Source organism: Pseudomonas sp. IzPS59 (assembly GCF_014863505.1).
Taxonomy (GTDB): Bacteria; Pseudomonadota; Gammaproteobacteria; order Pseudomonadales; family Pseudomonadaceae; genus Aquipseudomonas; species Aquipseudomonas kribbensis.
Map to the genome: position 1 here is coordinate 208,052 of NZ_CP062251.1, position 25,416 is coordinate 233,467.

21 protein-coding genes and 1 tRNA gene are annotated in these 25,416 nt (G+C 62.1%); 19 read left to right on the top strand and 3 right to left on the bottom strand.

Going from position 1 to position 25,416, the window contains the following annotated elements:
• The first annotated feature begins 101 nt into the window (after nt 1-101).
• The 16 genes from IF189_RS00885 to IF189_RS00960 all read left to right on the top strand — a co-directional run bounded on the left by IF189_RS00885 (nt 102) and on the right by IF189_RS00960 (nt 18,140).
• Entirely contained in the window at nt 102-530 is a 429-nt protein-coding gene (locus tag IF189_RS00885; RefSeq protein ID WP_192552679.1) for a MarR family winged helix-turn-helix transcriptional regulator, read from the top strand.
• Nucleotides 527-2,590, top strand: coding sequence for an FUSC family protein (locus IF189_RS00890; RefSeq protein ID WP_192552680.1), 2,064 nt, complete (start codon nt 527-529; stop codon nt 2,588-2,590). Before IF189_RS00885 ends, IF189_RS00890 begins: the two co-directional genes overlap by 4 nt.
• A complete protein-coding gene (locus IF189_RS00895) occupies nt 2,587-2,796 on the top strand; it encodes a DUF1656 domain-containing protein (protein WP_007957657.1) in 210 nt (69 codons plus the stop codon). Before IF189_RS00890 ends, IF189_RS00895 begins: the two co-directional genes overlap by 4 nt.
• On the top strand, nt 2,793-3,677 hold the full coding sequence (locus IF189_RS00900; protein ID WP_085712635.1) for an HlyD family secretion protein: 885 nt from the start codon (nt 2,793-2,795) through the stop codon (nt 3,675-3,677). Before IF189_RS00895 ends, IF189_RS00900 begins: the two co-directional genes overlap by 4 nt.
• Complete coding sequence (locus IF189_RS00905) at nt 3,674-5,116, top strand: efflux transporter outer membrane subunit (RefSeq protein WP_134825086.1); 1,443 nt, start codon at nt 3,674-3,676, stop codon at nt 5,114-5,116. The genes IF189_RS00900 and IF189_RS00905 overlap by 4 nt, the downstream gene beginning before the upstream one ends.
• Nucleotides 5,117-5,209: 93 nt before the next feature.
• On the top strand, nt 5,210-5,845 hold the full coding sequence (locus IF189_RS00910; protein ID WP_114880957.1) for an NADH:ubiquinone oxidoreductase subunit N: 636 nt from the start codon (nt 5,210-5,212) through the stop codon (nt 5,843-5,845).
• 199 nt (nt 5,846-6,044) lie between these two features.
• Nucleotides 6,045-7,556, top strand: a complete 1,512-nt coding sequence (locus tag IF189_RS00915) for a YdgA family protein (protein WP_134825087.1) — start codon at nt 6,045-6,047, stop codon at nt 7,554-7,556.
• A 258-nt stretch (nt 7,557-7,814) separates the two neighbouring features.
• Nucleotides 7,815-10,298, top strand: a complete 2,484-nt coding sequence (pgaA, locus tag IF189_RS00920) for a poly-beta-1,6 N-acetyl-D-glucosamine export porin PgaA (RefSeq protein WP_192552681.1) — start codon at nt 7,815-7,817, stop codon at nt 10,296-10,298.
• A 12-nt stretch (nt 10,299-10,310) separates the two neighbouring features.
• Nucleotides 10,311-12,308: a poly-beta-1,6-N-acetyl-D-glucosamine N-deacetylase PgaB gene (pgaB, locus tag IF189_RS00925; RefSeq protein WP_192552682.1), complete on the top strand. Its 1,998-nt coding sequence runs from the start codon at nt 10,311-10,313 to the stop codon at nt 12,306-12,308.
• Nucleotide 12,309: 1 nt separating this feature from the next.
• Complete coding sequence (pgaC, locus tag IF189_RS00930) at nt 12,310-13,665, top strand: poly-beta-1,6-N-acetyl-D-glucosamine synthase (protein ID WP_134825090.1); 1,356 nt, start codon at nt 12,310-12,312, stop codon at nt 13,663-13,665.
• Entirely contained in the window at nt 13,662-14,192 is a 531-nt protein-coding gene (pgaD, locus tag IF189_RS00935) for a poly-beta-1,6-N-acetyl-D-glucosamine biosynthesis protein PgaD (protein ID WP_114880962.1), read from the top strand. Before pgaC ends, pgaD begins: the two co-directional genes overlap by 4 nt.
• 103 nt (nt 14,193-14,295) lie before the next feature.
• Nucleotides 14,296-14,856, top strand: a complete 561-nt coding sequence (locus tag IF189_RS00940; protein WP_085712643.1) for a YbhB/YbcL family Raf kinase inhibitor-like protein — start codon at nt 14,296-14,298, stop codon at nt 14,854-14,856.
• An 89-nt stretch (nt 14,857-14,945) separates the two neighbouring features.
• Nucleotides 14,946-16,637 carry a vWA domain-containing protein gene (locus tag IF189_RS00945; RefSeq protein ID WP_192552683.1) on the top strand — a complete coding sequence of 564 codons (1,692 nt, stop codon included), beginning with the start codon at nt 14,946-14,948 and terminating at the stop codon, nt 16,635-16,637.
• Nucleotides 16,637-17,248, top strand: coding sequence for an RNA polymerase sigma factor (locus tag IF189_RS00950; protein WP_192552684.1), 612 nt, complete (start codon nt 16,637-16,639; stop codon nt 17,246-17,248). The genes IF189_RS00945 and IF189_RS00950 overlap by 1 nt, the downstream gene beginning before the upstream one ends.
• Entirely contained in the window at nt 17,245-17,850 is a 606-nt protein-coding gene (locus tag IF189_RS00955; RefSeq protein ID WP_192552685.1) for a hypothetical protein, read from the top strand. Before IF189_RS00950 ends, IF189_RS00955 begins: the two co-directional genes overlap by 4 nt.
• Before the next feature lie 20 nt (nt 17,851-17,870).
• Nucleotides 17,871-18,140, top strand: a complete 270-nt coding sequence (locus IF189_RS00960; protein WP_225739936.1) for a hypothetical protein — start codon at nt 17,871-17,873, stop codon at nt 18,138-18,140.
• A 66-nt stretch (nt 18,141-18,206) separates the two neighbouring features.
• Here the strand turns inward: IF189_RS00960 and IF189_RS00965 are convergent.
• Nucleotides 18,207-18,283 (bottom strand) — tRNA-Arg (locus IF189_RS00965).
• Nucleotides 18,284-18,727: 444 nt separating this feature from the next.
• On the opposite strand from IF189_RS00965, the gene gabD reads away from it, so the two are divergent.
• The 3 genes from gabD to IF189_RS00980 all read left to right on the top strand — a co-directional run bounded on the left by gabD (nt 18,728) and on the right by IF189_RS00980 (nt 22,987).
• The gene (gabD, locus tag IF189_RS00970; protein WP_085712649.1) at nt 18,728-20,170 is read left to right on the top strand and encodes an NADP-dependent succinate-semialdehyde dehydrogenase; all 1,443 of its coding nucleotides are present in this window, start codon (nt 18,728-18,730) and stop codon (nt 20,168-20,170) included.
• A gap of 186 nt (nt 20,171-20,356) precedes the next feature.
• The gene (gene gabT, locus IF189_RS00975; protein WP_085684283.1) at nt 20,357-21,634 is read left to right on the top strand and encodes a 4-aminobutyrate--2-oxoglutarate transaminase; all 1,278 of its coding nucleotides are present in this window, start codon (nt 20,357-20,359) and stop codon (nt 21,632-21,634) included.
• 141 nt (nt 21,635-21,775) lie between these two features.
• On the top strand, nt 21,776-22,987 hold the full coding sequence (locus IF189_RS00980; protein ID WP_114880967.1) for a response regulator: 1,212 nt from the start codon (nt 21,776-21,778) through the stop codon (nt 22,985-22,987).
• A gap of 25 nt (nt 22,988-23,012) precedes the next feature.
• On the opposite strand, the gene IF189_RS00985 is transcribed toward IF189_RS00980, so the two are convergent.
• Nucleotides 23,013-24,002, bottom strand: coding sequence for a GGDEF domain-containing protein (locus IF189_RS00985; RefSeq protein ID WP_114880968.1), 990 nt, complete (start codon nt 24,000-24,002; stop codon nt 23,013-23,015).
• 144 nt (nt 24,003-24,146) lie between these two features.
• Nucleotides 24,147-25,331 carry a delta-9 fatty acid desaturase DesA gene (desA, locus tag IF189_RS00990; RefSeq protein WP_134825094.1) on the bottom strand — a complete coding sequence of 395 codons (1,185 nt, stop codon included), beginning with the start codon at nt 25,329-25,331 and terminating at the stop codon, nt 24,147-24,149.
• Between the last annotated feature and the right edge of the window lie 85 nt (nt 25,332-25,416).

A 25,416-nucleotide genomic window follows, 5' to 3' on the forward strand; every position in this document is an offset into this window, starting at 1 on the left:
TTTCAAAACTTGACTGAATTTCCCTTCAAATGCCATATTGATAGTTAGCAAACTAACAGTGTGTGCATTCCCTCGTGCCGAATACCCTCGACGCTCTCCAGATGAACATCAGCAGTGCCATGGTGGTAGCCGCCAGGCATTGGCGGAAGATCTGCCAGACCACGCTGGTCAACTATGGAATTTCCGAAGCCTGCGCCGTCCCGCTCTTGATGATCGGGCGCCTGGGGGAGAGCGTGCATCAGGTGCAGGTGGCACAGGCGGCGGGGATCGAGAGTCCTTCGCTGGTGCGGCTGCTCGATCAGTTGTGCCACGCCGGCTACGTCTGCCGCACTGAAGACCCGCAGGATCGCCGCGCAAAATGCCTGAGCCTGACTGACACCGGCCGCGAACTGGTGCAGGCGGTGGAAGGCGAGCTGGTGCGTCTGCGTAATGAAGTGCTCGAAGGCATCGACCGGAGTGATCTGGAAGCTACGCTTCGAGTATTGAGAGCTTTCGAAGCGGCCAGTCCGCCAGCGGTGACCCATCCGTGAACGGCTTTTTTTCCGGCATTCCTCCGGCCCGGGACTGGTTCTACGGGGTCCGTACTTTCGCGGCCTCGATGATCGCGTTGTACATCGCCTTGCTGATGCAGATGCCGCGTCCGTACTGGGCGATGGCCACGGTGTACATCGTTTCCAGCCCGTTTCTCGGCCCGACCAGCTCCAAGGCACTGTATCGGGCGATCGGTACGTTCCTCGGCGCCGCTGCGGCGGTGCTGTTCGTGCCGATGTTCGTCCAGAGTCCGTATGTGCTGGTGGTGGTCATCGCGTTGTGGACCGGGATTCTGCTGTTCCTGTCTCTGCATCTGCGTACCGCCAACAACTATGCGTTGATGCTCGCCGGCTACACCTTGCCGCTGATTGCCCTGCCGGTAGTGGATAACCCGCTGGCCGTGTGGGACGTGGCGGAAGCGCGGACTGAAGAGATCTTCCTCGGCATCGCCGTCGCTGCCGTGGTCGGTGCGATGTTCTGGCCACGACGCTTGGCGCCGGTGTTCAACGATGCGATGGGCAAGTGGTTTGCCGATGCGACCACCTACAGCCTGAAGTTCCTCAGCCGCGACGTGAATCCCGAAGAAGTCACTGCCCTGCGCATGGCCATGGTCGGCAGTTTCAACAGCCTCGAATTGATGATCGGCCAGTTGCCGCACGAAGGCGCGCGGCCGCAGACGGTGCGCAACACCAAGGAACTGCGCGGGCGGATGATTCATCTGCTGCCGGTGATCGATGCGCTGGAAGATTCGCTCTACGCCCTCGAACGGCGCACCCCGGAACTGGTGGAAAAGTTCGCGCCGCTGCTCACTGCCACCCGCGAATGGCTCGGCTACAAAGACGCCGATCTCGACCGCTGGCAAGCCCTGCGGGATCAGCTCGAAGCCCTGCAACCGAGCGCCGAAGCCCTGGAAGATCGCAAACAGTTGCTGTTTTCCAACGCGCTGTACCGCCTCGGCGAATTCATCGATCTGTGGCAGGACTGCCGAAGTCTGCAGGACGCGATCCTGTGCGAACGCCAGGACAGCTGGCGCGCGGTTTACCGCCACTGGCGCCTCGGTCGTCTGACGCCGTTCCTCGACCGTGGACTGATGCTGTATTCGGTGGCGTCGACCATTCTGGCGATCATCGTCGCCTCGACGCTGTGGATTCTGCTGGGCTGGACCGACGGTGGCAGCGCGGTGATTCTGGCGGCGGTGTCGTGCAGTTTCTTTGCCTCGATGGACGACCCGGCGCCGCAGATTTACCGGTTCTTTTTCTGGACCGGGATGTCGGTGCTGTTCGCCAGTCTGTACCTGTTTCTGGTGCTGCCGAACCTGCACGACTTCCCGATGCTAGTGCTGGCGTTTGCCATCCCGTTCATCTGCGTCGGTACGCTGACGGTGCAGCCACGGTTCTACCTCGGCATGTTGCTGACACTGGTGAACACCTCGTCGTTCATCAGCATCCAGGGCGCCTACGACGCTGACTTCTTTGCGTTCGCCAACTCCAACCTGGCGGGTCCGCTGGGGCTGTTGTTCGCGTTTATCTGGACCCTGATCGCCCGGCCGTTCGGCGCCGAACTGGCAGCCAAGCGCCTGACCCGTTTCAGCTGGAAAGACATCGTCAGCATGACCGAGCCGGCGAACCTCGCCGAGCATCGGCAACTGGGCGTGCAGTTGCTCGACCGCCTGATGCAGCACTTGCCGCGTCTGGCACTGACCGGTCAGGACACCGGCATCGCCATGCGCGAAGTGCGGGTGGGGCTGAACCTGCTCGACCTGCTGGCCTACACCCCGCGCGTGACCGGAGCGCCGAATGCGTTGTTGCAGCAAGTGGTGGCCGAGGTCGGCGAGTATTTCCGCGCCTGCCTCAAGGCCGGCGAGCGCTTGCCGGCGCCGAGCCCGTTGCTGATGACCATGGACCGCACCCGTCGTGCGCTCAACGGCCACGGCGATGAAGAAACCCGACTACACCTATTGCACGCCTTGAGCGGTTTGCGTCTGGCGCTGTTGCCCGGCGTCGAATTCGTCTCCAGCGCCGAGCCCGAAGAACCGCTGCCCGAAGGAGCGCCCCTATGATCGGTGACCTGGACATCAGCGGCATCTTCCTGCCGACCCTGCTGGTGCTGATGGGCATCACTTACGTGCTGTTCGTGCTGGTACACGGCGTGCTCACACGCCTGCATTTCTACCGTCTGGTCTGGCACCGGGCATTGTTCAACGTGGCCCTCTACGCCGTGATGCTGTACGGCGTGGACTCACTCAGTCGATACCTGATGACATGAAAAAACCGTTTTTGACTATCGGTCGCGTGATGCTGACCTTGCTGATCGTGGCTTTCGCCGTCGTCGTGGTCTGGCGCATGGTGATGTATTACATGTTCGCGCCCTGGACCCGCGACGGCCACATCCGTGCCGACATCGTGCAGATCGCCCCGGACGTGTCCGGGCTGATCCAACAGGTCGAGGTCAAGGACAACCAGTTGGTGAAACGCGGCCAGGTGCTGTTCAGCATCGATCAGGACCGTTTCAAACTGGCGCTGCGTCAGGCGAAAGCGGCCGTTGCCGACCGCGAAGAAACCCTCGCTCAGGCCCAGCGTGAAGCCAAGCGTAACCGTGGCCTGGGCAATCTGGTGCCGGCGGAACAGCTGGAAGAAAGCCAGTCGAAAGTCGCCCGCGCGCAATCGGCACTGGCTGAAGCGCTGGTGACGGTGGACAGCGCCCAGCTCAACCTCGACCGCTCGGTGATCCGCAGCCCGGTGGACGGCTACGTCAATGATCGTGCGCCGCGCGCGCAAGAGTTCGTCACCGCCGGGCGTCCGGTGTTGTCGGTGGTGGACAGCAATTCGTTCCACATCGACGGCTATTTCGAAGAGACCAAACTCGACGGTATCCACATCGGTCAGTCGGTGGATATCCGTGTGATCGGTGACCGCGCCCGTTTGCGCGGGCATGTCGAAAGCATCGTCGCCGGCATCGAAGACCGTGACCGTTCGAGCGGCAGCAACCTGCTGCCCAACGTCAACCCGGCCTTCAGCTGGGTGCGTCTGGCGCAGCGGATTCCGGTGCGCATCGCCTTCGACGACGTGCCGGAAGACTTCCGCATGATCGCCGGGCGTACCGCCACGGTGTCGATCATCGATGATCAGCAGGAGCCCGCGAAATGAGCAGGGCCCTGATGATCGCAGGTCTGGGCGTGATGTTGTCGGCCTGCTCCATGGTCGGGCCGGACTATCACCTGCCGGGTGGCGCGGCGATTCAGCGCAAGGATTTTCAGGGCGATCTGGCGGTGGCCGGCAAGCCAGTGGTTTCGACTCCGGTGCCGGCGGACTGGTGGCGGTTGTATCGCGATCCGCGTCTGGACCAACTGGTGCAGCAGGCCATGGCCTCCAACACCGATCTGCGGGTGGCGGCGGCGAACCTGTCGCGGGCCCGTGCCCAGGTCGATGAAGCCGAGGCGGCCGGTGGCTGGAGCGGCGGCGTGAAAATGGGCGCCCAGCGCTTGCAGGAGTCTGGTCAGGCGTTCCTGCTACCGGAGAAAGTCCCGGTGGCCAACGTCGCCGACATCGGTATCAGCGCGTCCTACCAGTTCGACCTGTGGGGCGTCCTGCAGCGCGGGATCGAAGCGGCGAAAGCCAACGCCGACGCGACCCAGGCCGCCGCCGACACCGCGCGCATCACCCTGGTCGCCGATGTGGTCCGGGCTTACACCCAGGTCTGTGCGGCCAACGAAGAACGGGAAATCGCCCAGCACTCCCTCGACCTGCAATCCCAGAGCACCACGCTGATCCAGCGCCTGCGCGATGCCGGGCGCGGGGACGAAACCCAGGTCACCCGTTCGCAGACCCAATTCAAGTCCCTGCGCGCCGACCTGCCGCGCTATGAAGCGGCGCGTCAGGCCGGGTTGTTCCGTCTGTCGATGCTGCTGGCCAAACCGGTCGATCAATTACCGGCCGGCACCGCGACCTGCGCCGAACTGCCGAAAATCGCCCAACTGGTGCCGGTCGGCGATGGCGCTGCGCTGCTCAAGCGCCGTCCGGATATCCGCCAGGCCGAGCGTCGACTGGCGGCCGCGACCGCCGGGATCGGCATCGCCACCGGCGAGCTGTACCCGGACATCAGCATCGGCGCGACCATCGGCACCGTCGGCATTGTCTCCGACCTTGGCGACCCGTCGACCAACCGCTGGGGCTTCGGTCCGTCGCTGAGCTGGAAGGTGCCGACCAACGGCGCCCGGGCACGGATCCGTGAAGCCGAAGCCTCGACTCAGGGCGCTTTGGCACATTTCGACGGCGTAGTGCTCAACGCTATCCGTGAAACCCAGACCGGTCTGGCCCAGTACACCGCGCTGCTGCAACGCCGCGATGCCCTGGCCGATGCCGAGCAGTCGGCGAAGCTGGCGGCTGACCAGACTCACCGCTTCTTCCAGGCGGGCCGCGAGTCGTTCCTCGCCGACTTGCAAGCCACTCGCACCTACACCGATGTCACCGCGCAACTGGCCGCTGCCAACACTCAGGTTGCCATGAGCCAGATCGATTTGTTCCTCGCCCTGGGCGGCGGCTGGGAAAGCGGACGAACGCAAGCCTCGAGCGCCAGCAAACCCTGAGGCCATTGCTATGCTTTGAAGTGTTGGAGGGGCGCCCTGAGCAAGGCGCCTTTTCAGTGCACATTGCTAGCGCAGGTCTAGGGGAAACCAATAATGAAAAACCCTTACGCTCTCGGCTTCTGGTGCGCCCTGGTCGCACTGGTGCTGCTGTCTGCCACCTATTTCTACGGCATCATGCTGGCCCATCAGATCGACAAGGCAATGGTCTTCCTCGACAGCGCGACCGCGTTGATCGCGGTGATGGCGATCGTCGTGGTGGCCTGGTCGTTGGTGCAGGTGCAAAAGCTCAAGAAAAGACAGCTTGAACAAAGCAAGACCCTGCTGCTGATCTGGGACACCAAAGTCGCGCTGCGCAAAGTCGAAACCGTGTTCGATCGCTACTTCTGGGGCAGCTACTGGCAACCCGGACGCACCTTCGCCGAGGTCATGGGCGAACTCACCGGCACCCCGCTGGAAAAAAGCCTCGAAGCCCTGAAAAAACAATGCCTGGAACTCGACAGGCAAGTCGCCGATGACGGCTGGCACTGGCTGAACAACGCCCGTGAATTGTCCGACGTCGCGACCGCGATGGCCCGCGAGCGCTATCAGCTGGATTTCTGTGACCCGCGCGGCGACGGGCCGGGCGGGGCGGTGATTGACCGGGATTTCGAGGTGCTCGTGTACACCTGGACCGCGCGGCTGAAAAGCTTCGATCATCAGCTCGACGAGATCGAGGTCCAATATTCCTGATCCCGAAAAGATCGCCAAACCCGGCGATCTTTTTGTTTGTCCATGTCCCGTGGACACTCTTTAACCTTTAAACATTGGGCCGTCCCGCGCGGCCAGTGCTAATCTCCACCGCTAAATTCAGCGGAGTCGAGCCACGGCCCGGTCACGGGTTCACGGAAGACGACCATACATTCAGCCACGGAAATCGATCAGGTCATTCATGAATAAATCAGCAGGCGTGCTTCTCGGAATCGTTGTTGCCATCGGCGCCATCAGCGTCGGCGGGGCCTGGTATACGGGCACCAAGATTGAAGGCGTGCTCAACAACGCCGTCGTCGACGCCAACAAAGAGCTGCAGACCGCCATGGCCGGTTCCAACGGCAGTGCGTCGCTGGAGCTGGTATCGCTGGAGCGTCACACCTTCAGCAGCACCGCGCACTATCGCCTCAAGGGCGAAGGCGAGATGTTCGGTGAAGCGCCGGTCGAGCTGCTGTTCGTCGACCACATCGAACACGGCCCGCTGCCGTTCTCGCGTCTGGTCTCGCTGAAATGGCTGCCGGTCATGGCCACCAGTCACTATGAGCTGGAAAAGACCCCGGTCACTGAAAAATGGTTCGCCGCCACCAAGGGCGCTGCGCCGCTCAAGGGTGTGGTCAACATTGGTTATGACCAGTCCACCACTGGCAACATTGAACTGCTGCCGCTGGAAACCGCGCTGGACGACAAGTCGAGCCTGAAGTTTTCCGGCCTGAACATGGACATTTCCGCCAGCGCCCAGGCGCAGAAGGTCAAGGCCAACGGCTACATGGACAGCCTGCACCTGACCACCGTGGCTGAAGACCAGGCGCCGGTGCAGATCGAACTCAACGGTCTGACCCTGGCCAGCAACCTGAACAAGAGCAGCTACGGCTACTACACCGGCGAGAACACCCTCGAGCTGACCGGCAGCAAGACCACTTTCGGTGCTAAACAGTTGGTGCTGGGCGTGAAGAACTTCGAGATGAAGAACCTCACCGAAGAGAACGGCAGCAACGCCTCCGGTCGTGCCGACTACAAAATCGGTGAAGTGACCCTCAACGACAAGAAAATCGGCTCGGCCAACCTGGCCATGAGCCTGAAGAACCTCGACATCCCGTCGGCCCTGTCGCTGATGCAGATTTACCAGACCAAGCTGCAGCCGTACGAAAAAGCCGCCGCCGAAGCCACTGCCGCCGGCCTGCCGGCGCCCGAGCTGAACCTGACCGAAGCCGAGTCCGCCCAGGTCAAGGCTGACATGCAGAAACTGCTGGCCGCCGGCCCGCAACTGGCGCTGGAAGACCTGTCGCTGAAAACCGCCAACGGTGAAAGCCGTGCCAATCTGGTGCTCGACCTGACCAAACCGGCCTCGATGGATCTGCCGCCGGATCAACTGGGCAAGCAACTGATCGCCCTGCTTGACCTCAATGTGCTGGTGTCCAAGCCGATGCTGGTGGATCTGCTCAGCGTGCAGGCCCAGATCGACGGCCAGACCGATGCCAAAGCCATTGTTGACCAGGCCAGCGCCGCCGCCGACATGTTCTCCGGCATGGCCGTGGGTTCGCAGCTGGCAACGCTGGATGGCACCAATGTGACGACCAAGTTGCACTACGCCGCCAATCAGGTGGAGTTCAACGGCCAGAAAATGACGGTCGAGCAGTTCGTCGGTTTCCTGATGAGCAAATTTGCCGGCGTCAGCGTCAGCCAGGAACAGTAAAACCCCGCGCAACACCTCAGCGCCCGGCCTTTGCCTCCCGCAAACGCCGGGCGTTTTGCTGTCTGGAATCTGCGTTTGCGGCGAGCCCCCGCGTTTTCAGTCACGAATCTGAACAAATATTGTGTTCTGAATATTGGTCTACGCTTGCGTGCAAGACTGCTTGGATTAGCTTGGCCGAGTGATACCGACTTGGCCTCCGTCACGAATCGGGCAAGGGGGGGCGTAGCTACCCGGCTGGCCATGTAAGGATGCTGACGAATGCCGCGTATTGATGTTCCCGTATTACATCGTGGTTTACGCCCTTTGTTTCGAGTCGCGCTGTGCAGCCAGTTGCTCTGGCCCGCATTGGCGCTGGCCGATACGCCCTATGATCAGATGGTGCGTGATGCGCGTGCCGGGCAGACCACGCCTGCACTGAACGTGCTGCGTCAGGTTCCGCCGGGCCAGTCGACCACCGGGCAGGTCAGCGATCACCTGCAAATCGCCAGTTGGGCCGGGCTCGATGCCGAAGTGGTCAAGGTTTATGAAACCGAGGGCCGCAACCGTGTCCTGCCTGTTCAGGCCCTGACCGCCACCGCTCGCGCCTATCGCAATCTCAAGCGTTGGGATCAGGCCACCGAGGTCTACAACAAGGCCCTGGCGCTGGAGCCGAACAATGCTGACCTGCAACTGGGTCTGGCGTTGACCCAGGCTGATTCCGGCAAACCCGATGAGGCCGTGACCCGCGCCAAGGCATTGGTTGCCGCCAAGCCTGACGATCCATCCCGCCGTCTAGCACTGGGCTACGCCCTGACCCGCGCCGGCAAACAATACGACGCACTGTTCGAATACGATCAAGCCTTCACTCGTGCCGGCAGCAAACCGGAAGTCGCCCGTGAATACGTGGTCGCCCTGCAAAAGGCCCGTCTGCCCGAGCCTGCACTGCGCCTGGCCAATCAACGGCCGGGATTGATCGATCCGGTGACCCTGCGCCGTCTCGAAGGCGATCTGGCAGCCGAACGGGTGCGCCTTGCCGAATTCGCCACCCGCAGCGAAAAAGAACGCTACGTGATCGCCGACCGCGCACTGGCCGACTACGACAAACTGCTCGCCACCTGGACCCCCGACGCCAGCGCCCACGATGACGTGACCCGCTGGCGCATCGACCGCATGGGCGCCCTCAAGGCCCGGGCGCGCACCGCTGACGTCATCACCGAATACCAGAAGCTGCAAGCCGAAGGCGTGAAGATTCCGACCTACGCCCTGCGCTGGGTGGCTGCGTCCTATCTGGATCAGCGGCAACCGGAAGTCTCCACCGACCTGTATCGCCAGGTGCTCTCGGCGCCGGACGCCGATGCCGGCGATCGCCTCGAAGACACCACTGCGCTGTACTACTCGTTGCTGGAAAGCGACCGGGCGGAAGAGGCGCGCAAAGTCGCCGAAGACCTGGCCAAAAACGAGAAACCGCGCGTCGAGCTCAAGGGTTTGCCGATCGGCAACCCCAGCGACGACTGGATGGACGCCCAACTGCTGTCGGCCCAGGCCGCCGGCACCTACGGCGCTGACCTGCCTCATGGCGAGGATCGCTTGCAGACGCTGGTCGATCAGGCGCCGGGCAATATCGGCTTGCGCCTGTCCCAGGCCGATCTGTACCTGGCCCGCCAATGGCCGCGCCGCGCCGAAAGCCAGCTCAAGGAAGTCGAGAGCATGGTGCCGCGAGACATGGGCCTGGAAGTCGCTCAGGCCCGCACTGCCATGACCCTTCAGGAATGGCGGCAGATGGATGCCCTGACTGACGATGTCGTCGAGCGTTTCCCGGACAACCGCCAGGTGCAGCGAGCGGCCCGCGAGCGTGAAGTGCATGACATGTCCGAGCTGCGCGTCGAAGCCTACGGCGGCAAGGCCAATGGCGGCAGCGGTGGTAATGCCGGTGCGGTCAGCGGCAGCCGGGACTTTGGCATCCAGAGCACGCTGTACAGCCCGCCGATCGATGAAGACTGGCGCGTTTTCGCCGGCGTCGGCTATGCCACCGGTGATTTTGCCGAAGGCACCGGCAATCACCGTTTCCAGCGTGTCGGTCTGGAGCGACGCACCCGTGACATGACCCTCGAAGCGGAAGTCTCCAACCATTCCTACGGTTATGGCGACAAGCAGGGCGCCCGTCTGGCGATTGCCCGGGATATCAACGACAACTGGCAGTACGGCGGCAGCCTTGAATACCTGTCGGCCGACACCCCGTTGCGGGCGTTGAACAGCAACATCAAGGCCAACGGCGGCAGCGGTTTCATTCGCTGGCGCGCCAACGAAAGCCGCGAGTGGAAACTGTCGGTCAGCCCGTCACATTTCAGCGACGGCAACAACCGCGTCGAAGCCTTGCTGACCGGACGCGAGGGCGTCTACAGCACGACTCATGTGCAGGTCGATGCCGGTCTGGAAGTCAGCACCAGCCACAACTCGAATTCCGAAGACGTGCCTTACTACAACCCGAAGGCGGACTTCAGCGTGATGCCGACGGTCAACGTCAACCACGTGCTCTACCACCGCTACGAAACCTCCTGGAGCCAGCAGTTCCAGGCCGGTGCGGGTACGTACAGCCAACGTGACCACGGCACGGGCGGCATGGCGATGCTCGGCTACGGCCAGCGTTATGCCTGGAACGACGTATTCGAGGTGGGCGGTTTGTTCAGTGTGATCAACCGGCCCTACGACGGTGATCGGGAAACCGATCTGCGTCTGCTCGTCGACCTCACTTTCCGCTTCTAGAAGAGTTTGAAGATGCCTTTGATTTCGCGTTTCATCCTTCTGCTGGGAGTGCTGCTGGTCAGCGCCTGCGCCCAGCAAGCTCCGGCCTTCGCGCCGCCGTCCGAGCGTCCGCTGGCGGCCAATGAAAAACCATGGCCGAAAAACCACGTGCTGGGCATTGCCTACCACGACATCGAAGACCGTGATCCCGATCAGGCCGTGGTGGCGGTGCGCACCGAGCGCATGATCGAGCAACTGGCGTGGCTGCGGGAAAACAACTACAAGCCGGTGACGGTCGATCAGATCATGGCCGCGCGCAAAGGTGGGCCGGAACTGCCGCCCAAAGCCATTCTGCTCAGCTTCGACGACGGCTACGCGAGTTTCTACACCCGTGTGATGCCGGTGCTGCGCGCCTATAACTGGCATGCGCTGCTGGCACCGGTGGGCGTCTGGATCGACACACCGCTGAATCAGCCGGTGGATTTTGCCGGTACCCCGCGTCAGCGCTCCGACTTCCTGACCTGGGATCAGGTGCGCGAAATCTCGCAATCCGGCCTGGTGGAAATCGCCGCCCACACCGACGCCAGCCACAAGGGCATCCTCGCCAACCCGCAAGGCAACCTGCAGCCGGCGGCCGCGACCCGGCGTTACGATCCGGTGACCAAGCGCTATGAATCCGAGGCGGATTTCCAGGCACGGATTCGCACCGACGTGGCCACCATCTCGGAAAAAATCCGCAAGGCCACCGGCAAGAAGCCACGGGTCTGGGTCTGGCCCTACGGCACGGCGGACGGTACTTCACTGACTGTGGTCAGCGAGCAGGGCTACGAAATGGCCCTGACCCTCGACGACGGTCTCGATGCCCTCGACAACCTGATGAGCAGCCCACGATTCCTCGTCGCGTCCGACCCGGATGGCGAGCACTTCGCCAACAGCATCGTGGCGGTGCAGTCCGACTTCGCCATGCGCGTGGTGCATGTGGATCTGGACAACGTCTATGACCCGGACCCGGCGCAGCAGGAAGTGAACCTCGGCAAGCTGATCCAGCGCATGGCCGACATGGGCGCCAACACCGTGTTCCTGCAAGCCTTCGCCGATCCGAAAGGCGATGGCCTGGTGCATTCGCTGTATTTCCCCAACCGCCACTTGCCGGTGCGTGCCGATATTTTTGACCGTGTCGCCTGGCAGCTGCGCACCCGGGCCCACGTGAAAGTGTTCGCCTGGATGCCGGTGCTGAGCTTTGCGCTGGATTCGAAGCTGCCACGGGTCACCCGCTGGGACCCGAAGACCGGCACCACGTCGGTCGATCCGGATCAGTACAAGCGACTGTCGCCATTCGACCCAGAGGTGCGGCGGATCATCGGTGAGATCTACGAAGACGTGGCGCGCCTGACTTCGGTCGACGGCATTCTCTACCACGACGACGCCGTGCTGTCGGATTTCGAAGACGCCAGCCCCGAAGCGTTGAAGGCCTATGCCGCTCACGGTCTGCCGGGCTCGATTGCCGCCCTGCGTGACGATCCGGCGGCCATGCAGCGCTGGACGCGATTCAAGAGCCGCTACCTGATCGACTTCACCAACGAACTGACCGCCAAGGTCCGGGCGATCCGTGGCCCGCAGGTGCTCACCGCGCGCAACATCTTCGCCGAGCCGATTCTCAACCCCGAGAGCGAAGCGTGGTTCGCGCAGAACCTCGACGACTTCCTCGTGAGCTACGACTGGACGGCGCCGATGGCCATGCCGCTCATGGAAAAACAGACCCATGCGCAATCCGGCCCGTGGCTGGAAGAGCTGGTGGCGAAGATCAAGCAGCGCCCCGGTGCGCTGGATCGCACGGTGTTCGAATTGCAGGCCCGGGACTGGACGAAAAAGGACCAGGCCGACATCGACGGTGCACAACTGGCCGACTGGATGGGCCGTCTCAAGCGTCAGGGCGCGACGAGTTTCGGCTACTACCCGGACAACTTCCTCGAGAACCTGCCGGACCTGGAAACGGTGCGGCCAGCGCTCTCCAACAAATGGAACCCATGACATGCTGGATAGACTGCTGGCCCTGCTTGTTCTGGCGATCGTCCTTGGCGTCCCGCTGGGGCTGATCTTCCTGGTCACCGGGCAATTCCTGATGGACTTCGTGTTCTTCTACCCGCTGTTCATGTCCGGGTTGTGGATTTCCGGCGGCCTGTATTTCTGGCTGCATTGGGAGCGGCACTGGCCGTGGAAAGACGACACGCTGCCGCCACCGCTGGAAGGCGAACCGCTGATTTCGATCCTGATCCCTTGCTACAACGAAGGCGACAACGCCGCCGACACCATTCACGCGGCGCTGGCCCAGCATTACCCGAACATCGAAGTCATCGCGATCAACGACGGCTCCAAGGACAACACCGCCGAGGTGCTGGATGCACTGGCCAAGGAAGACCCACGGCTGCGGGTGCTGCACCTGGCGGAAAACCAGGGCAAGGCCGTGGCCCTGCGTATGGGCGCCATTGCTGCGCGCAGTGAATATCTGGTGTGCATCGACGGTGACGCGCTGCTGGCGCCCAACACCGCTGCTTACCTTGTCGCGCCAATGCTCGACAATGCGCGGCTTGGCGCGGTGACCGGCAACCCGCGAATCCGCACACGTTCGACGCTGGTCGGGCGGGTTCAGGTCGGCGAGTTCTCGTCGATCATCGGGCTGATCAAACGCACCCAGCGGGTGTTCGGGCGGATCTTCACTGTGTCCGGGGTGATCGTCGCGTTCCGTCGCACGGCGCTGAACCGGGTCGGCTACTGGAGCCCGGACATGATCACCGAAGACATCGACATCAGCTGGAAGCTGCAACTGGACCACTGGAGCATCTTCTACGAGCCCCGCGCCCTGTGCTGGATCCTGATGCCGGAAACCCTGCGCGGCCTGTGGAAGCAGCGCCTGCGCTGGGCCCAGGGCGGTGCCGAGGTACTGTTCAAGAACATTCGCGGGATCTGGCAGTACCGTCACCGTTATCTGTGGCCGTTGCTGTTCGAATACTGCCTCTCGACCGGCTGGGCGTTCACCTTCCTGTTGTCAGTGATCTTCTGGGGGATGGGCAAGTTCATGGTCATGCCTGAAGCCATTGCCGTGCATCACCTGATGCCGCCGGCCTTTACCGGGCTGCTGCTGGCGTTTGTCTGCCTGGTGCAGTTCGCGGTCAGCATCATCATCGACCGACGCTATGAGCCGGGTCTGGGCAGAACCATGTTCTGGGTGGTCTGGTATCCGTTGGTGTTCTGGTTCATCAGTCTGCTGACCACGCTGGTCAGCTTTCCGAAGGTGCTGTTCGGCCAGCATCAGAAGCGTGCGCGCTGGGTCAGCCCTGACCGGGGCATCAAACCGGCAGGCGACGACGAAGAGGAGGTCATCAAATGAAAATCATCCGGACCCGCCAGCGGCCATTCCTGGTGGTGATCGACGTGATCCTCACGGTGCTGGCCTGGGTTGGCCTGCTGTATCTGCTGGTGCGCGGGCTGTGGCCGCTGATTGAAACCCACGCTGGCGGGCCGCGCATCGACAATTCGGCGTTCGAAGCCCTTGGCACCTTGCAGATCTATATGTGGGTGGCGCTGGTCAACGCCGTGATCCTGATTTCCTGGGCCCGTTATCAACAGCGCAAGAGCCGCAGTTTCGCCCAGCGTCGTCTGGCCGCCCCGGTGGTCGACGATGACGGCCTGAGCAAAAGCTTCAAGCTGTGCGATGACCGCCTGCAGAAGCTTCGCAGCCCGGGCGTCATCACCATCCACAACAATCAGGACGGTGATGTCAGTCATGTGGTGCCGCACCTGTGGCCGGTAGAGCCGGCGGAACTGCCGCCACCGCTGGCGCCGCTGGAGCATCCGCGGGTGATTTTTCTGCACGCCGAGGACGACGATAACCGTGAGCCGACGAACCGTCTGTAAGCGCGGTGATACCAATGGGCGTCATTTGCCACTGCCACGGCACGAACGGTACAGCTATAGTCTGCAGGCCGAAGACGGCCCAACTGCACAAGGTGCTCCCGGAATGACCCGATTGACCTCTCTCAACCCTTGGCTGGCGGCCGTTGCCGTCGCCCTTTGCGTGCAGTTTCCGGCGCAGGCCCAGGAGCGTTTCACCCTCAGCATTCCCGGTGTTTCGGACAACCGTCTGTTCACCGCGGCGGCAGCCAGTGACGCTGCCGGTTGTGGCGGCAAGAATCTGTCACCGGCGCTGAGCTGGAACGCCGGCCCGGCCGCCACCCAGAGCTACGCCATCGTTATGCACGATCCGGACGGCCAGAAAGGCCTGGGCGTCGATCACTGGGTTCATTACGGCATCAAGGCCACGACCCGGCAGATCCCGGCCGGCAGCGGCACCAAACCGACCTTCGAAGGCCTGGGCGGCACCAACAGCAAAGGCACGACCACTTATGTCGGGCCGTGCCCGCCGACCGGCGACAGCGCGCACCACTACATCATCCAGATCTACGCCCTGGATCTGGCTCCCGACGCCTTGCCGGCCGGCCTGACCCGCGCCCAGTTGCTGGAAAAAATCAAAGGCCATGTGCTGCGCAACAGCAGTGCAGTACGGCGTTATCACCGCTGAAAATAATTTCGGTGGCGTTTAACCCGAACTGAAAGGGCTGTCCGTCTCAGAGGTTGAATGGATCAATTCTTCCTCGAGGTCAGCCCCCCATGTCTCTTCCTTCGACGCTTCTGCGACCCCTGGCTGCCGGTGTGCTGTTGGCCATCGCCGGTTGTGGCATTTCCTCCAGCCCGGAATCCGCCGCCGTGCGGCCACCGGCACAGCCCCTCTCCAAACCCGTAGCGCAACAAGAGAGGGTCATGGCCGATCATTCTTTGGCCAAGCGCAGTGCAATGGCGGCGCCAATGACCAGTTTTGCACCGATGCCCGCCGGGGAAAGTTATCCACAGGACTATCGCGCCGAGCCGCGCGAGCAGTACGAAACCCTGGCCGATAACCCGATTCACAGCGTTGCCGAAACGCCCGTCTCGACCTTCAGTGCCGATGTGGATACCGGCGCCTACGCCAACGTCCGCCGTCTGCTGAATCAGGGTCGTCTGCCGCCGGAAGGCGCGGTGCGGCTGGAGGAGATGGTCAATTACTTTCCCTATGACTATGCGTTGCCCACTGACGGATCACCATTCGGCGTGACCACTGAACTGGCCGCTTCGCCCTGGAACCCGCACACCCGGTTGCTGCGCATCGGCATCAAGGCGTCAGACCGCTCGGTGGCGGAACTGGCCCCGGCCAACCTGGTGTTTCTGGTAGATGTGTCCGGCTCGATGGATCGTCGCGAAGGGCTGCCGCTGGTCAAAAGCACCCTGAAGCTGCTGGTCGATCAACTGCGTGAGCAGGACCGCGTTTCGCTGGTTGTGTATGCCGGCGAATCCAGAGTGGTGCTGGAGCCGACGTCCGGACGGGAAAAAGCGAAAATTCGCACAGCCATCGAGCAGTTGACTGCAGGAGGCTCGACCGCGGGAGCCTCCGGCATCGAACTGGCCTACCAAATGGCGCAACAAGCCTTCATTCCCAAAGGCATCAACCGCATCCTGCTGGCCACCGACGGTGACTTCAACGTCGGCGTCAGCGACTTCGACAGCCTCAAGCAAATGGCTGTGGATAAACGCAAGACCGGGATTTCCCTGACCACCCTGGGATTCGGTGTGGATAACTACAATGAACACCTGATGGAACAACTGGCGGACGCCGGTGACGGCAACTACGCCTACATCGACAACCTGCGTGAAGCGCGCAAGGTCTTGGTGGATCAGTTGGGTTCGACCCTCGCCGTGGTGGCGAAAAACGTCAAATTGCAGGTGGAATTCAACCCGGCGCAGGTCAGCGAATACCGGCTGCTCGGCTACGAAAATCGCGCACTCAAGCGTGAGGATTTCAGTAATGACAAGGTCGATGCCGGTGAAATCGGTGCAGGCCATACGGTTACCGCGCTGTATGAAATTGTCCCCACAGGCGAGAAGGGCTGGCTGGAGCCACTGCGTTACGGAAAAACCGATGCAGTGTTTTCCGAGAAGAAAGGAGAACTGGCGATGCTGCGTGTGCGATATCAGAAGCCTGAAGGTGGGAAAAGTCTGCTGATCGAACGGCCGATTGCCAGTCAGGTTGCGCCCGCCAGTGAAGACCTGCGTTTTGCCGCCGCCGTCGCTGCGTTTTCCCAGCAACTCAAGGACGGCCGCTACACCGGTGATTTCAGCCTCAAGGACACCGAAGCGCTGGCCCGAGGTGCCCGTGGCGATGACCGCTTCGGTCTTCGCAACGAGTTCGTGCAACTGGTGGAACTGGCGCAGAGCCTGCGGACTTCGACTGCGTCCAACACGATGCCGACCGAGCGACGGATTGAATAGTGAGCCGCCTGAAGGGGTTTATCAGTCAGCTGTTTGCCAACGCCGACAGCCTTGAGGCCAGCAGCGACGAATCGCTGCTGGCCCGATATCGCGAGGGTGACGGCAAGGCGTTCGAGATCTTGTACGCCCGTCATCGCCAGAGTCTGTACCGGTTTCTGCTCGGGTTGAGCGGCAAGCCGGAGCTGGCCGAAGAGGTGTTTCAGGAAACCTGGATGAGCCTGATCCGCAGCGCCAGTCAGCCACAAGGTCGGGCGACTTTTCGTACCTGGTTGTTCCAGATTGCCCGCAATCGACTGATCGATCACTGGCGCAAGCATGGCGCCCATCAGCCGCTGCATGACAGCTACGACGAACAGACCCATGCGGTCAGTGATGATGCGAGCGACCCCGAACATCTGTTGAGTCTTAGCCACGACAGCCTGCGCCTGGACCGCGCGTTGCAGACCCTGCCTGCCGACCAGCGCGAAGTGTTCCTGCTGCGCGCCCACGGCGACCTCGACCTGGCGCAAATCGCCAGCCTCACCGAAACACCGCTGGAAACCGTCAAGAGCCGCTTGCGCTACGCCCAGCAAAAACTGCGTCGGCTGCTGGCCGAGGAGGTACTGACATGACGGACACCCGCCAGACACCCGAAGAGCAACTGCTCAAGCATTATCGTGAGCAACAGAACGGCGAGCCGCCGGCGAAGCTCGACGCAATGATTATCAGCGCCGCGCATCGCCAGATTCCGGCACCGAAACCGAGCCTGTGGCAGCGCTGGCTCAAGGCTTGCCAGAGACCGCGCTATCAGGTGGCTTTCGCCAGTCTGGTCGGCATCGCGCTGATGCTGTCGCTGGTGCATCGCGCACCGGAACCCGTGGCCCATTACGATTTCGCCCCAGCCGCTAAACCGGCCGCGCCATTGGTCCGCAAGGAGGCCATCGAATCCCGGACCTCGTCAGCCCCCGCAGGCGCGCTGTCCGCGCCTGCGCCGATGGCAGAAATGGCTGCGCCGATGCAAAGCGAATCGATCAGCGCCGACACGGCTGACGAAGCCAAAGCCAGCAAGCGCGCCGCCGCACCGGCCAATGGGCTCGACGAGCAACTGCGCGAAGTCCTGCGCCTGCGCGAATCCGGTCAATCACAGGCTGCCGATACCCTGTACAACAATCTGCACAAGCGTTACCCGAGCGTGAATCTGGACCTGCGCCTCGAACAAATCCGCCAGAACTGACCGGTTGATCACCCAGCCATTTGGCATTGCCCCGCAAAAACGCGCACTATCGGGGCATTGCCGATGCGCTGGAGGATGCCGTGGCCCAAAAAATCGACCGCATCGCCCAAATGCTCAACTGCCCGGTCAAGGGTGAGGAACTGCGGCGAGCCGTGACCGAGAGTCGCAAGGAGTTTCTTCTGGCCAAGCAGGCAGAAGAAGATCTGCAGGACGACGTTCTTGATGATGAGTGGATCGAGGACGACGAAGACGATGATGAATACGACGAGTTTGACTGGACGACGGAGTGATTCGCCAACCAGCAGGCACAAAAAAGCCTCAGACCTTTCGGCCTGAGGCTTTTTCGTTTCTGTTCATGGCGCACCAGGCGGGATTCGAACCCACGACCCCTGCCTTCGGAGGGCAGTACTCTATCCAGCTGAGCTACTGGTGCAGCGGGCGACATCATACCTAGGTCGGCTCGGGGCGTCCATGCCGGGTTTTGGCGCTTATTGTCAGTGCGCGTGTCGGTGGAAAACGCTGCATTCCATAAAGCTGTAACGTCCTGCAAAAGGCTCGCTTGGCGCTTTGGCGGGACTGAACTAAGGTTTCGTTGCGGCTCAGGCTTGTTGCTCGTTGATCTGAAAAGTCCGGCAAAAGCGGCGTTTTTGTTCTTTTTTTCGAACGACCTATTGTCCTTTACCCCCTTTGATCCTAGGATCCGTTTGAGATTTCAAACGCTCTTTGATCGGGTGCCGAGCCGCACGTGTTTGCAACCGTGCACTATTCAGGTGCTTGAGCCCGGTGAATGATTTCCCTGACGGCAGCCTTGCGAGGCGCCTTTCTACAATCATAATTTTGCTCCGCGCTGGCCGCGGTGCTGTTAAGGAAAGCCGACATGCAGCTTAAAGACACCCAGTTGTTCCGCCAGCAAGCCTTCATCGATGGCGCTTGGGTCGACGCGGACAACGGTCAGACGATCAAGGTCAACAACCCGGCCACCGGCGAAATCCTTGGTACCGTGCCGAAGATGGGCGCTGCCGAAACCCGCCGCGCGATTGAAGCCGCTGACAAAGCGCTGCCGGCCTGGCGTGCACTGACCGCCAAGGAGCGTGCAGGCAAGCTGCGTCGCTGGTTCGAGCTGATCATCGAGAACCAGGAAGACCTGGCTCGCCTGATGACCCTGGAGCAGGGCAAGCCACTGGCCGAAGCCAAGGGCGAAATCGTCTACGCCGCTTCGTTCATCGAGTGGTTCGCCGAAGAAGCCAAGCGCATCTACGGCGACGTGATTCCGGGCCACCAGCCTGACAAGCGCCTGATCGTGATCAAGCAGCCGATCGGCGTGACCGCTGCCATCACCCCGTGGAACTTCCCGGCGGCGATGATTACCCGTAAAGCGGGCCCGGCCCTGGCCGCCGGTTGCACCATGGTGCTCAAGCCTGCGTCGCAAACCCCGTTCTCCGCTTTCGCCCTGGCCGAACTGGCCCAGCGCGCCGGCATCCCTAAAGGTGTGTTCAGCGTGGTGTCCGGCAGCGCCGGCGACATCGGCAGCGAGCTGACCAGCAACCCGATCGTGCGCAAACTGTCCTTCACCGGCTCGACCGAAATCGGTCGTCAGCTGATGTCGGAATGCGCCAAGGACATCAAGAAAGTATCCCTGGAACTGGGCGGCAACGCGCCGTTCATCGTGTTCGACGACGCGGACCTGGATAAGGCCGTCGAAGGCGCGATCATTTCCAAGTACCGCAACAACGGCCAGACCTGCGTCTGTGCCAACCGTCTGTACATTCAGGACTCGGTCTACGACGCGTTCGCCGAGAAGCTGAAAGCGGCCGTCGCCAAACTGAAGATCGGCAACGGTCTGGAAGACGGCACCACCACCGGCCCGCTGATCGACGAGAAAGCCGTGGCCAAGGTGCAAGAACACATCGCTGACGCCGTGGCCAAAGGCGCCACCGTGCTGGCTGGCGGCAAGCAGATGGAAGGCAACTTCTTCGAGCCGACCATCCTGACCAACGTGCCGAAAAACGCTGCGGTGGCCAAGGAGGAAACCTTCGGTCCGCTGGCGCCGCTGTTCCGCTTCAAAGACGAAGCTGAAGTGATCGCGATGTCGAACGACACCGAGTTCGGTCTGGCTTCGTACTTCTACGCTCGTGACCTGGGCCGTGTGTTCCGTGTGGCCGAAGCCCTGGAATACGGCATGGTCGGCGTCAACACCGGGCTGATCTCCAACGAAGTCGCGCCGTTCGGCGGCATCAAGGCCTCGGGCCTGGGCCGTGAAGGCTCCAAGTACGGCATCGAAGACTACCTGGAAATCAAATACCTCTGCCTGGGCATCTAAGCCTCGGTAGTAGATCGCTGTAAACGCAAAGGGCACGAGAGTGCTGTCCCTTTGCGTCGTTTCAAACCGGAATTTTCTCTGCGGCCGGGAACGCCGTGGCAGTCGATCATCGCATGCTGCCACCGCCGATTCCTCCCGCTTAATCCTTGAACCACGCCGCCCGATGAGCGGTGAATGAGGACTGTAATGAGCAAGACTAACGCTGACTTGATGGCCCGCCGTACCGCCGCTGTTCCACGTGGTGTTGGCCAGATTCACCCGATTTTCGCCGAGTCCGCGAAGAACGCGACCGTGACCGACGTTGAAGGTCGCGAGTTCATCGACTTCGCCGGCGGTATCGCCGTACTGAACACCGGCCACGTGCACCCGAAAATCATCGCCGCCGTGACCGAACAGCTGAACAAGCTGACTCACACCTGCTTCCAGGTACTGGCCTACGAGCCATACGTTGAGCTGTGCGAAAAAATCAACGCTCGTGTACCGGGCGACTTCGCCAAGAAAACCCTGCTGGTGACCACCGGTTCCGAAGCCGTTGAAAACGCCGTGAAGATCGCCCGTGCTGCCACTGGCCGTGCCGGCGTGATCGCTTTCACCGGCGCTTACCACGGTCGCACCATGATGACCCTGGGCCTGACCGGTAAAGTCGTGCCTTACTCGGCCGGCATGGGCCTGATGCCAGGCGGTATCTTCCGCGCGCTGTACCCGAACGAACTGCACGGCGTGAGCATCGACGACTCGATCGCTTCGATCGAGCGCATCTTCAAAAACGACGCCGAGCCGAAAGACATCGCCGCGATCATCATCGAGCCTGTACAGGGTGAAGGTGGTTTCTACGTCGCGCCGAAAGAATTCATGAAGCGTCTGCGTGCCCTGTGCGATCAGCACGGCATCCTGCTGATCGCTGACGAAGTGCAGACCGGCGCTGGCCGTACCGGCACTTTCTTCGCCATGGAACAGATGGGCGTTGCCGCCGACCTGACCACCTTCGCCAAATCCATCGCTGGCGGCTTCCCGCTGGCCGGTGTGTGCGGCAAGGCCGAGTACATGGACGCCATCGCGCCAGGTGGCCTGGGCGGCACTTACGCCGGTAGCCCGATCGCTTGCGCTGCGGCCCTGGCCGTGATGGAAGTGTTCGAAGAAGAAAAACTGCTGGATCGCTGCAAGGCTGTCGGCGAGCGTCTGGTCACCGGTCTGAAGGCCATCCAGGCCAAGTACCCGGTGATCGGCGAAGTCCGTGCCCTGGGCGCCATGATCGCGGTCGAGCTGTTCGAAAACGGCGACAGCCACAAGCCAAACCCGACTGCCGTGGCAGCGGTGGTGGCCAAGGCACGCGACAAGGGCCTGATCCTGCTGTCCTGCGGCACCTACGGCAACGTTCTGCGCGTACTGGTTCCGCTGACCTCGCCGGACGAGCAACTGGACAAAGGTCTGGCGATCATCGAAGAGTGCTTCTCGGAGCTGTAATGCCGGGCACTGTGTGATCGGATCGACAAAAAACCCGCTTCGGCGGGTTTTTTTACGCTTGCTGAAACACATACCCCGCATTCGAGCTGTATCGAAGCGCCAGCATTGGCTAAGGTTCAAGCATTGCTAGGGAGGGCGAGCATGACTGCCGTCGAATTACCCGCTGTACCCCGAGTCCTGATTGCCGAGGCCGACCCCTGGTCTCGTGACCTGCTCAAACAGGTTTTGCTCAACGTGCGCTGCGATGCGCGGCTGGATCTGTGCGCCGATGGCCAAGAGGCGATGTCTCTGCTCGGCGAAGTCCCCTATGACCTGGCGATCGTCGACTGGGAATTGCCTGGCGTCGACGGTTTGAACGTGTTGCGCAGTGTGCGCCAGCGCAAACGCAATCCGCCGCTGCCGTTCATTTTGATGAGTAGCCGCAACGACAGCGCCAGCGTGCGTGAAGCCCTGCCGCTGGCACCCACGGCCTATCTGGCCAAACCTCTGAACATGGAAAGCCTGACCGAGCGTTTGCAGGGGCTGCTGCTCAATGCCGGTCAGGAAGTCTTCTGCGAAGTGCCCGCACTGGCGCCGGGCATGACCCTGTCGGTGTTCCTCGAGCGTCGTCGCGAGCAGGCCGACGGCGCGCCGTTGATGACCGACGTGCAAGTGGCGGTCAAACGCAGCCTCCACCCCAACGGGCTGGATCTGAAGCTGCTGGAAGAGGAAATCCGCACCGACCCGCAGATCACTGCAGTGTTGATCGCAGCGGCCAACAGCGCCGCTCAGCACCACGGCGCGGCGGTGCAGACTCTAGCGCAGGCGCTGCATCGCCTGGGCACCGGGCAAAGCATGAACCTGATTCTTGGCCTGGCGCTCAAGCGCAGTGCACGACTCAGCGATCCGTGTCTGGCCGACTACGCCGAGCGCTATTGGGGCCTGTCGCTGCACACCGCCGAGTACGCGCGCACCCTGGCGCGTCTGCTCGATCTGGATCAGGAGCGCTGCTATTGCGCCGGGATGCTCCATCGTCTCGGCGATCTGGCGCTGCTGCGTTGTTTGCAGGAGTGGAAGCAGGCCGGCGGCGAGCTGGATGAACTGGAAGAAGTCGGCGATGCGCTGGCGGAATTCGGTGCGGCGTACGGTTCGGCGTTGCGTACCCGCTGGCGCCTGCCACTGGAGCTGCGCGAGCTGATTGCCTCGGTCTACCAGCTCGGTGGCGGGGTTTATTCCCGTGAGGCACTGGTGATGAACATGGCGGCGCAGATGGCGCGGCTGACCGAGCACGAGGGCGTCGAGGAGTTGGCGAAGAGCCGCACGGCGCGCCTGCTCAAGATCGGCTTGCCGGAGCTGATGCGGATGCGCAAATAGTGTTTGTCCTGCATCAGCGCGGTGTTCAGGCCGAGATGATCCGGTTCTTGCCCTGACGCTTGGCCTCGTACATCGCCGCATCGGCCCGGGCGAACAGGCTGTCGAGGCTTTCGTCTTCCGGGGTGAGGCTGGTCAGGCCCTGGCTGACGGTGATGCCGAACGTCTGTTCGCCGTGGCTGAAGCTCAAACGCTGGATTTCCTGTTGCAGCCGCTCGGCTACCTGCATCGCCATGTCCGGCGCGCAGCCCGGAAAAACCGCAGCGAACTCTTCACCGCCAATCCGTCCGAACAGGTCTCCCCGGCGCAGCGAGGCACGCCCGCATTCGGCGATCCGTTGCAGCACATTGTCGCCCTCCGGGTGACCGTAAGTGTCGTTGATCACCTTGAAGTCATCGATGTCCAGCAGCAGAAACGCCAGTGGCGCACCCTGCAGGCGGGCCTCTTCAAACTCGCGGTTGGCGCATTCGAAGAAGTGTCGACGGTTGCTGCTCTGGGTCAGCACATCGGTGGTGGCCAGGCGTTGCAGCTCGGTTTCCATCTGTTTCTTTTCGGTGATGTCCTCGGCGATGCCGACGATGATCACCGGTTGCCCCGGTTCTTCCTGGCGGTTGATGAAGCATTTGTCGCTGATCCAGCGCACCTGGCCATCGGCGTCGATGATCCGGTATTCGCGGTCTTCCACGGCGCCCTTGTGCAGCACTTCGGCGAGGCTGCGCTCGGCGTACTCGAGGTCGTCGGGGTAGATGCTGTCACGCCACTGGTTGTAGTCGGCCAGCAGCAGGGCGGCCGAGCGGCCAAAAATCCGCTCATAGGCGGGGCTGACGTACAGCACCTGACGGGTTTCCCAGTTGAAGGCCCAAAGCACGGCATTGACGCTGACCAGCAGCGAGCTGAACAACTGTTCGCGTTCGCTCAGGCGCGCGACTTCGCCCTGGGCGTGCATCAGTGCCATCAGGGTTTGTGCGGCCTCGGGCCACTGGGGAAGGGATGAGTCTTTTTGATTGTTGTTGACCATCGACACGGATCTCAAAGGGCGTGCCGGGAAGTCGACAACAGCCACGGGACAGCCCGCCGGGGTGGCGAAGTGTCTTTGAGATAAGGGATCGGGGGTGAAGTTCCGAAGGGTGCGCCCGGGAGCCGGGCGCACCGATCAACGGCATCAGACGGCGGCAGGGCGCAACGAGTAGGTCTTCAGCTGGTCGGCGAATTCGCGCAGGGACTGGATGCCACTGGCCTCGGCTTCGTGGACCCATTCCTTGATGGCGGCGAGCATGTCGTGGCCATTTGCGCTGGTCTTGACCCAGATCTGCTGCAGGGCCAGGCGTTTCTCGTAGATTACCTTCAGCGCCTGGCTGTGCTCGAGCATGCTCTGGATGCGCGCGTGGTGGCGGTCCTCCAGCAGGCTGGTTTCACGGGAAAGCAGACGCTTGGCGCGGTGGAACTGGTGGCGTACCGAATGATCGACCTTGTCCAGCTCCTGCTTCACCAGCGGCCCGATCACCAGCTTGCGGTACTGGGCCATGATCTGGAAGCGGTTGTTGAGGATCGCCATGGCGGTGTCCATGTCCAGGCTGCCCTTGCCTTCGACGCGGTGGGCGATCGGCGCAACGCGCTGCACCTTGGCCAGGCGCAGGAAGCTGAAGACCTGGATCCAGGCCCAGCCGAGGTCGAACTCCCACTTCTTGACCGACAGCTTGGCCGAGTTGGGGTAGGTGTGATGGTTGTTGTGCAGCTCTTCGCCGCCGATCAGGATGCCCCACGGCACCAGATTGGTCGCGGCATCGCGGCATTCGAAGTTGCGGTAGCCGATGGCATGGCCGAGGCCATTGACCACGCCGGCCGCCCAGACCGGGATCCACATCATCTGGATCGCCCAGATGGTGATGCCGATGGTGCCGAACAGCATCAGGTCGATGACCGCCATGATTGCGATGCCCAGCAGGCGATAGCGGCTGTAGAGGTTGCGCTCGATCCAGTCTTCCGGGCAGTTCTTGCCGTAGATGCGCAGGGTCTCGGGGTTCTGCGCTTCTTCGCGGTACAGTTCGGCACCCTTGCGCAGGACGGTGGACAGACCTTTGACGACCGGGCTGTGCGGGTCATCCTCGGTTTCGCATTTGGCGTGGTGCTTGCGGTGGATGGCGGTCCACTCGCGGGTATTCTGCGCCGTGGTCAGCCACAGCCAGAAGCGGAAGAAATGCTTAAGCCCGGCATTCAGCTCCAGGGAGCGATGGGCCGAGTAGCGGTGCAAGTAGACCGTGACGGCAACAATCGTCACGTGGGTCATCAGCAGGGTCACGGCGACCAGTGACCAGGCCGACAAGCCAAGAAAACCTTCGTACCACATAGGCTATAGGGCCCTCGATAGAGAAAAAACAGCCGTTGCATTATCACCAAGCACACAGATAAAACCAGTCGCCCTTTCAGATAAG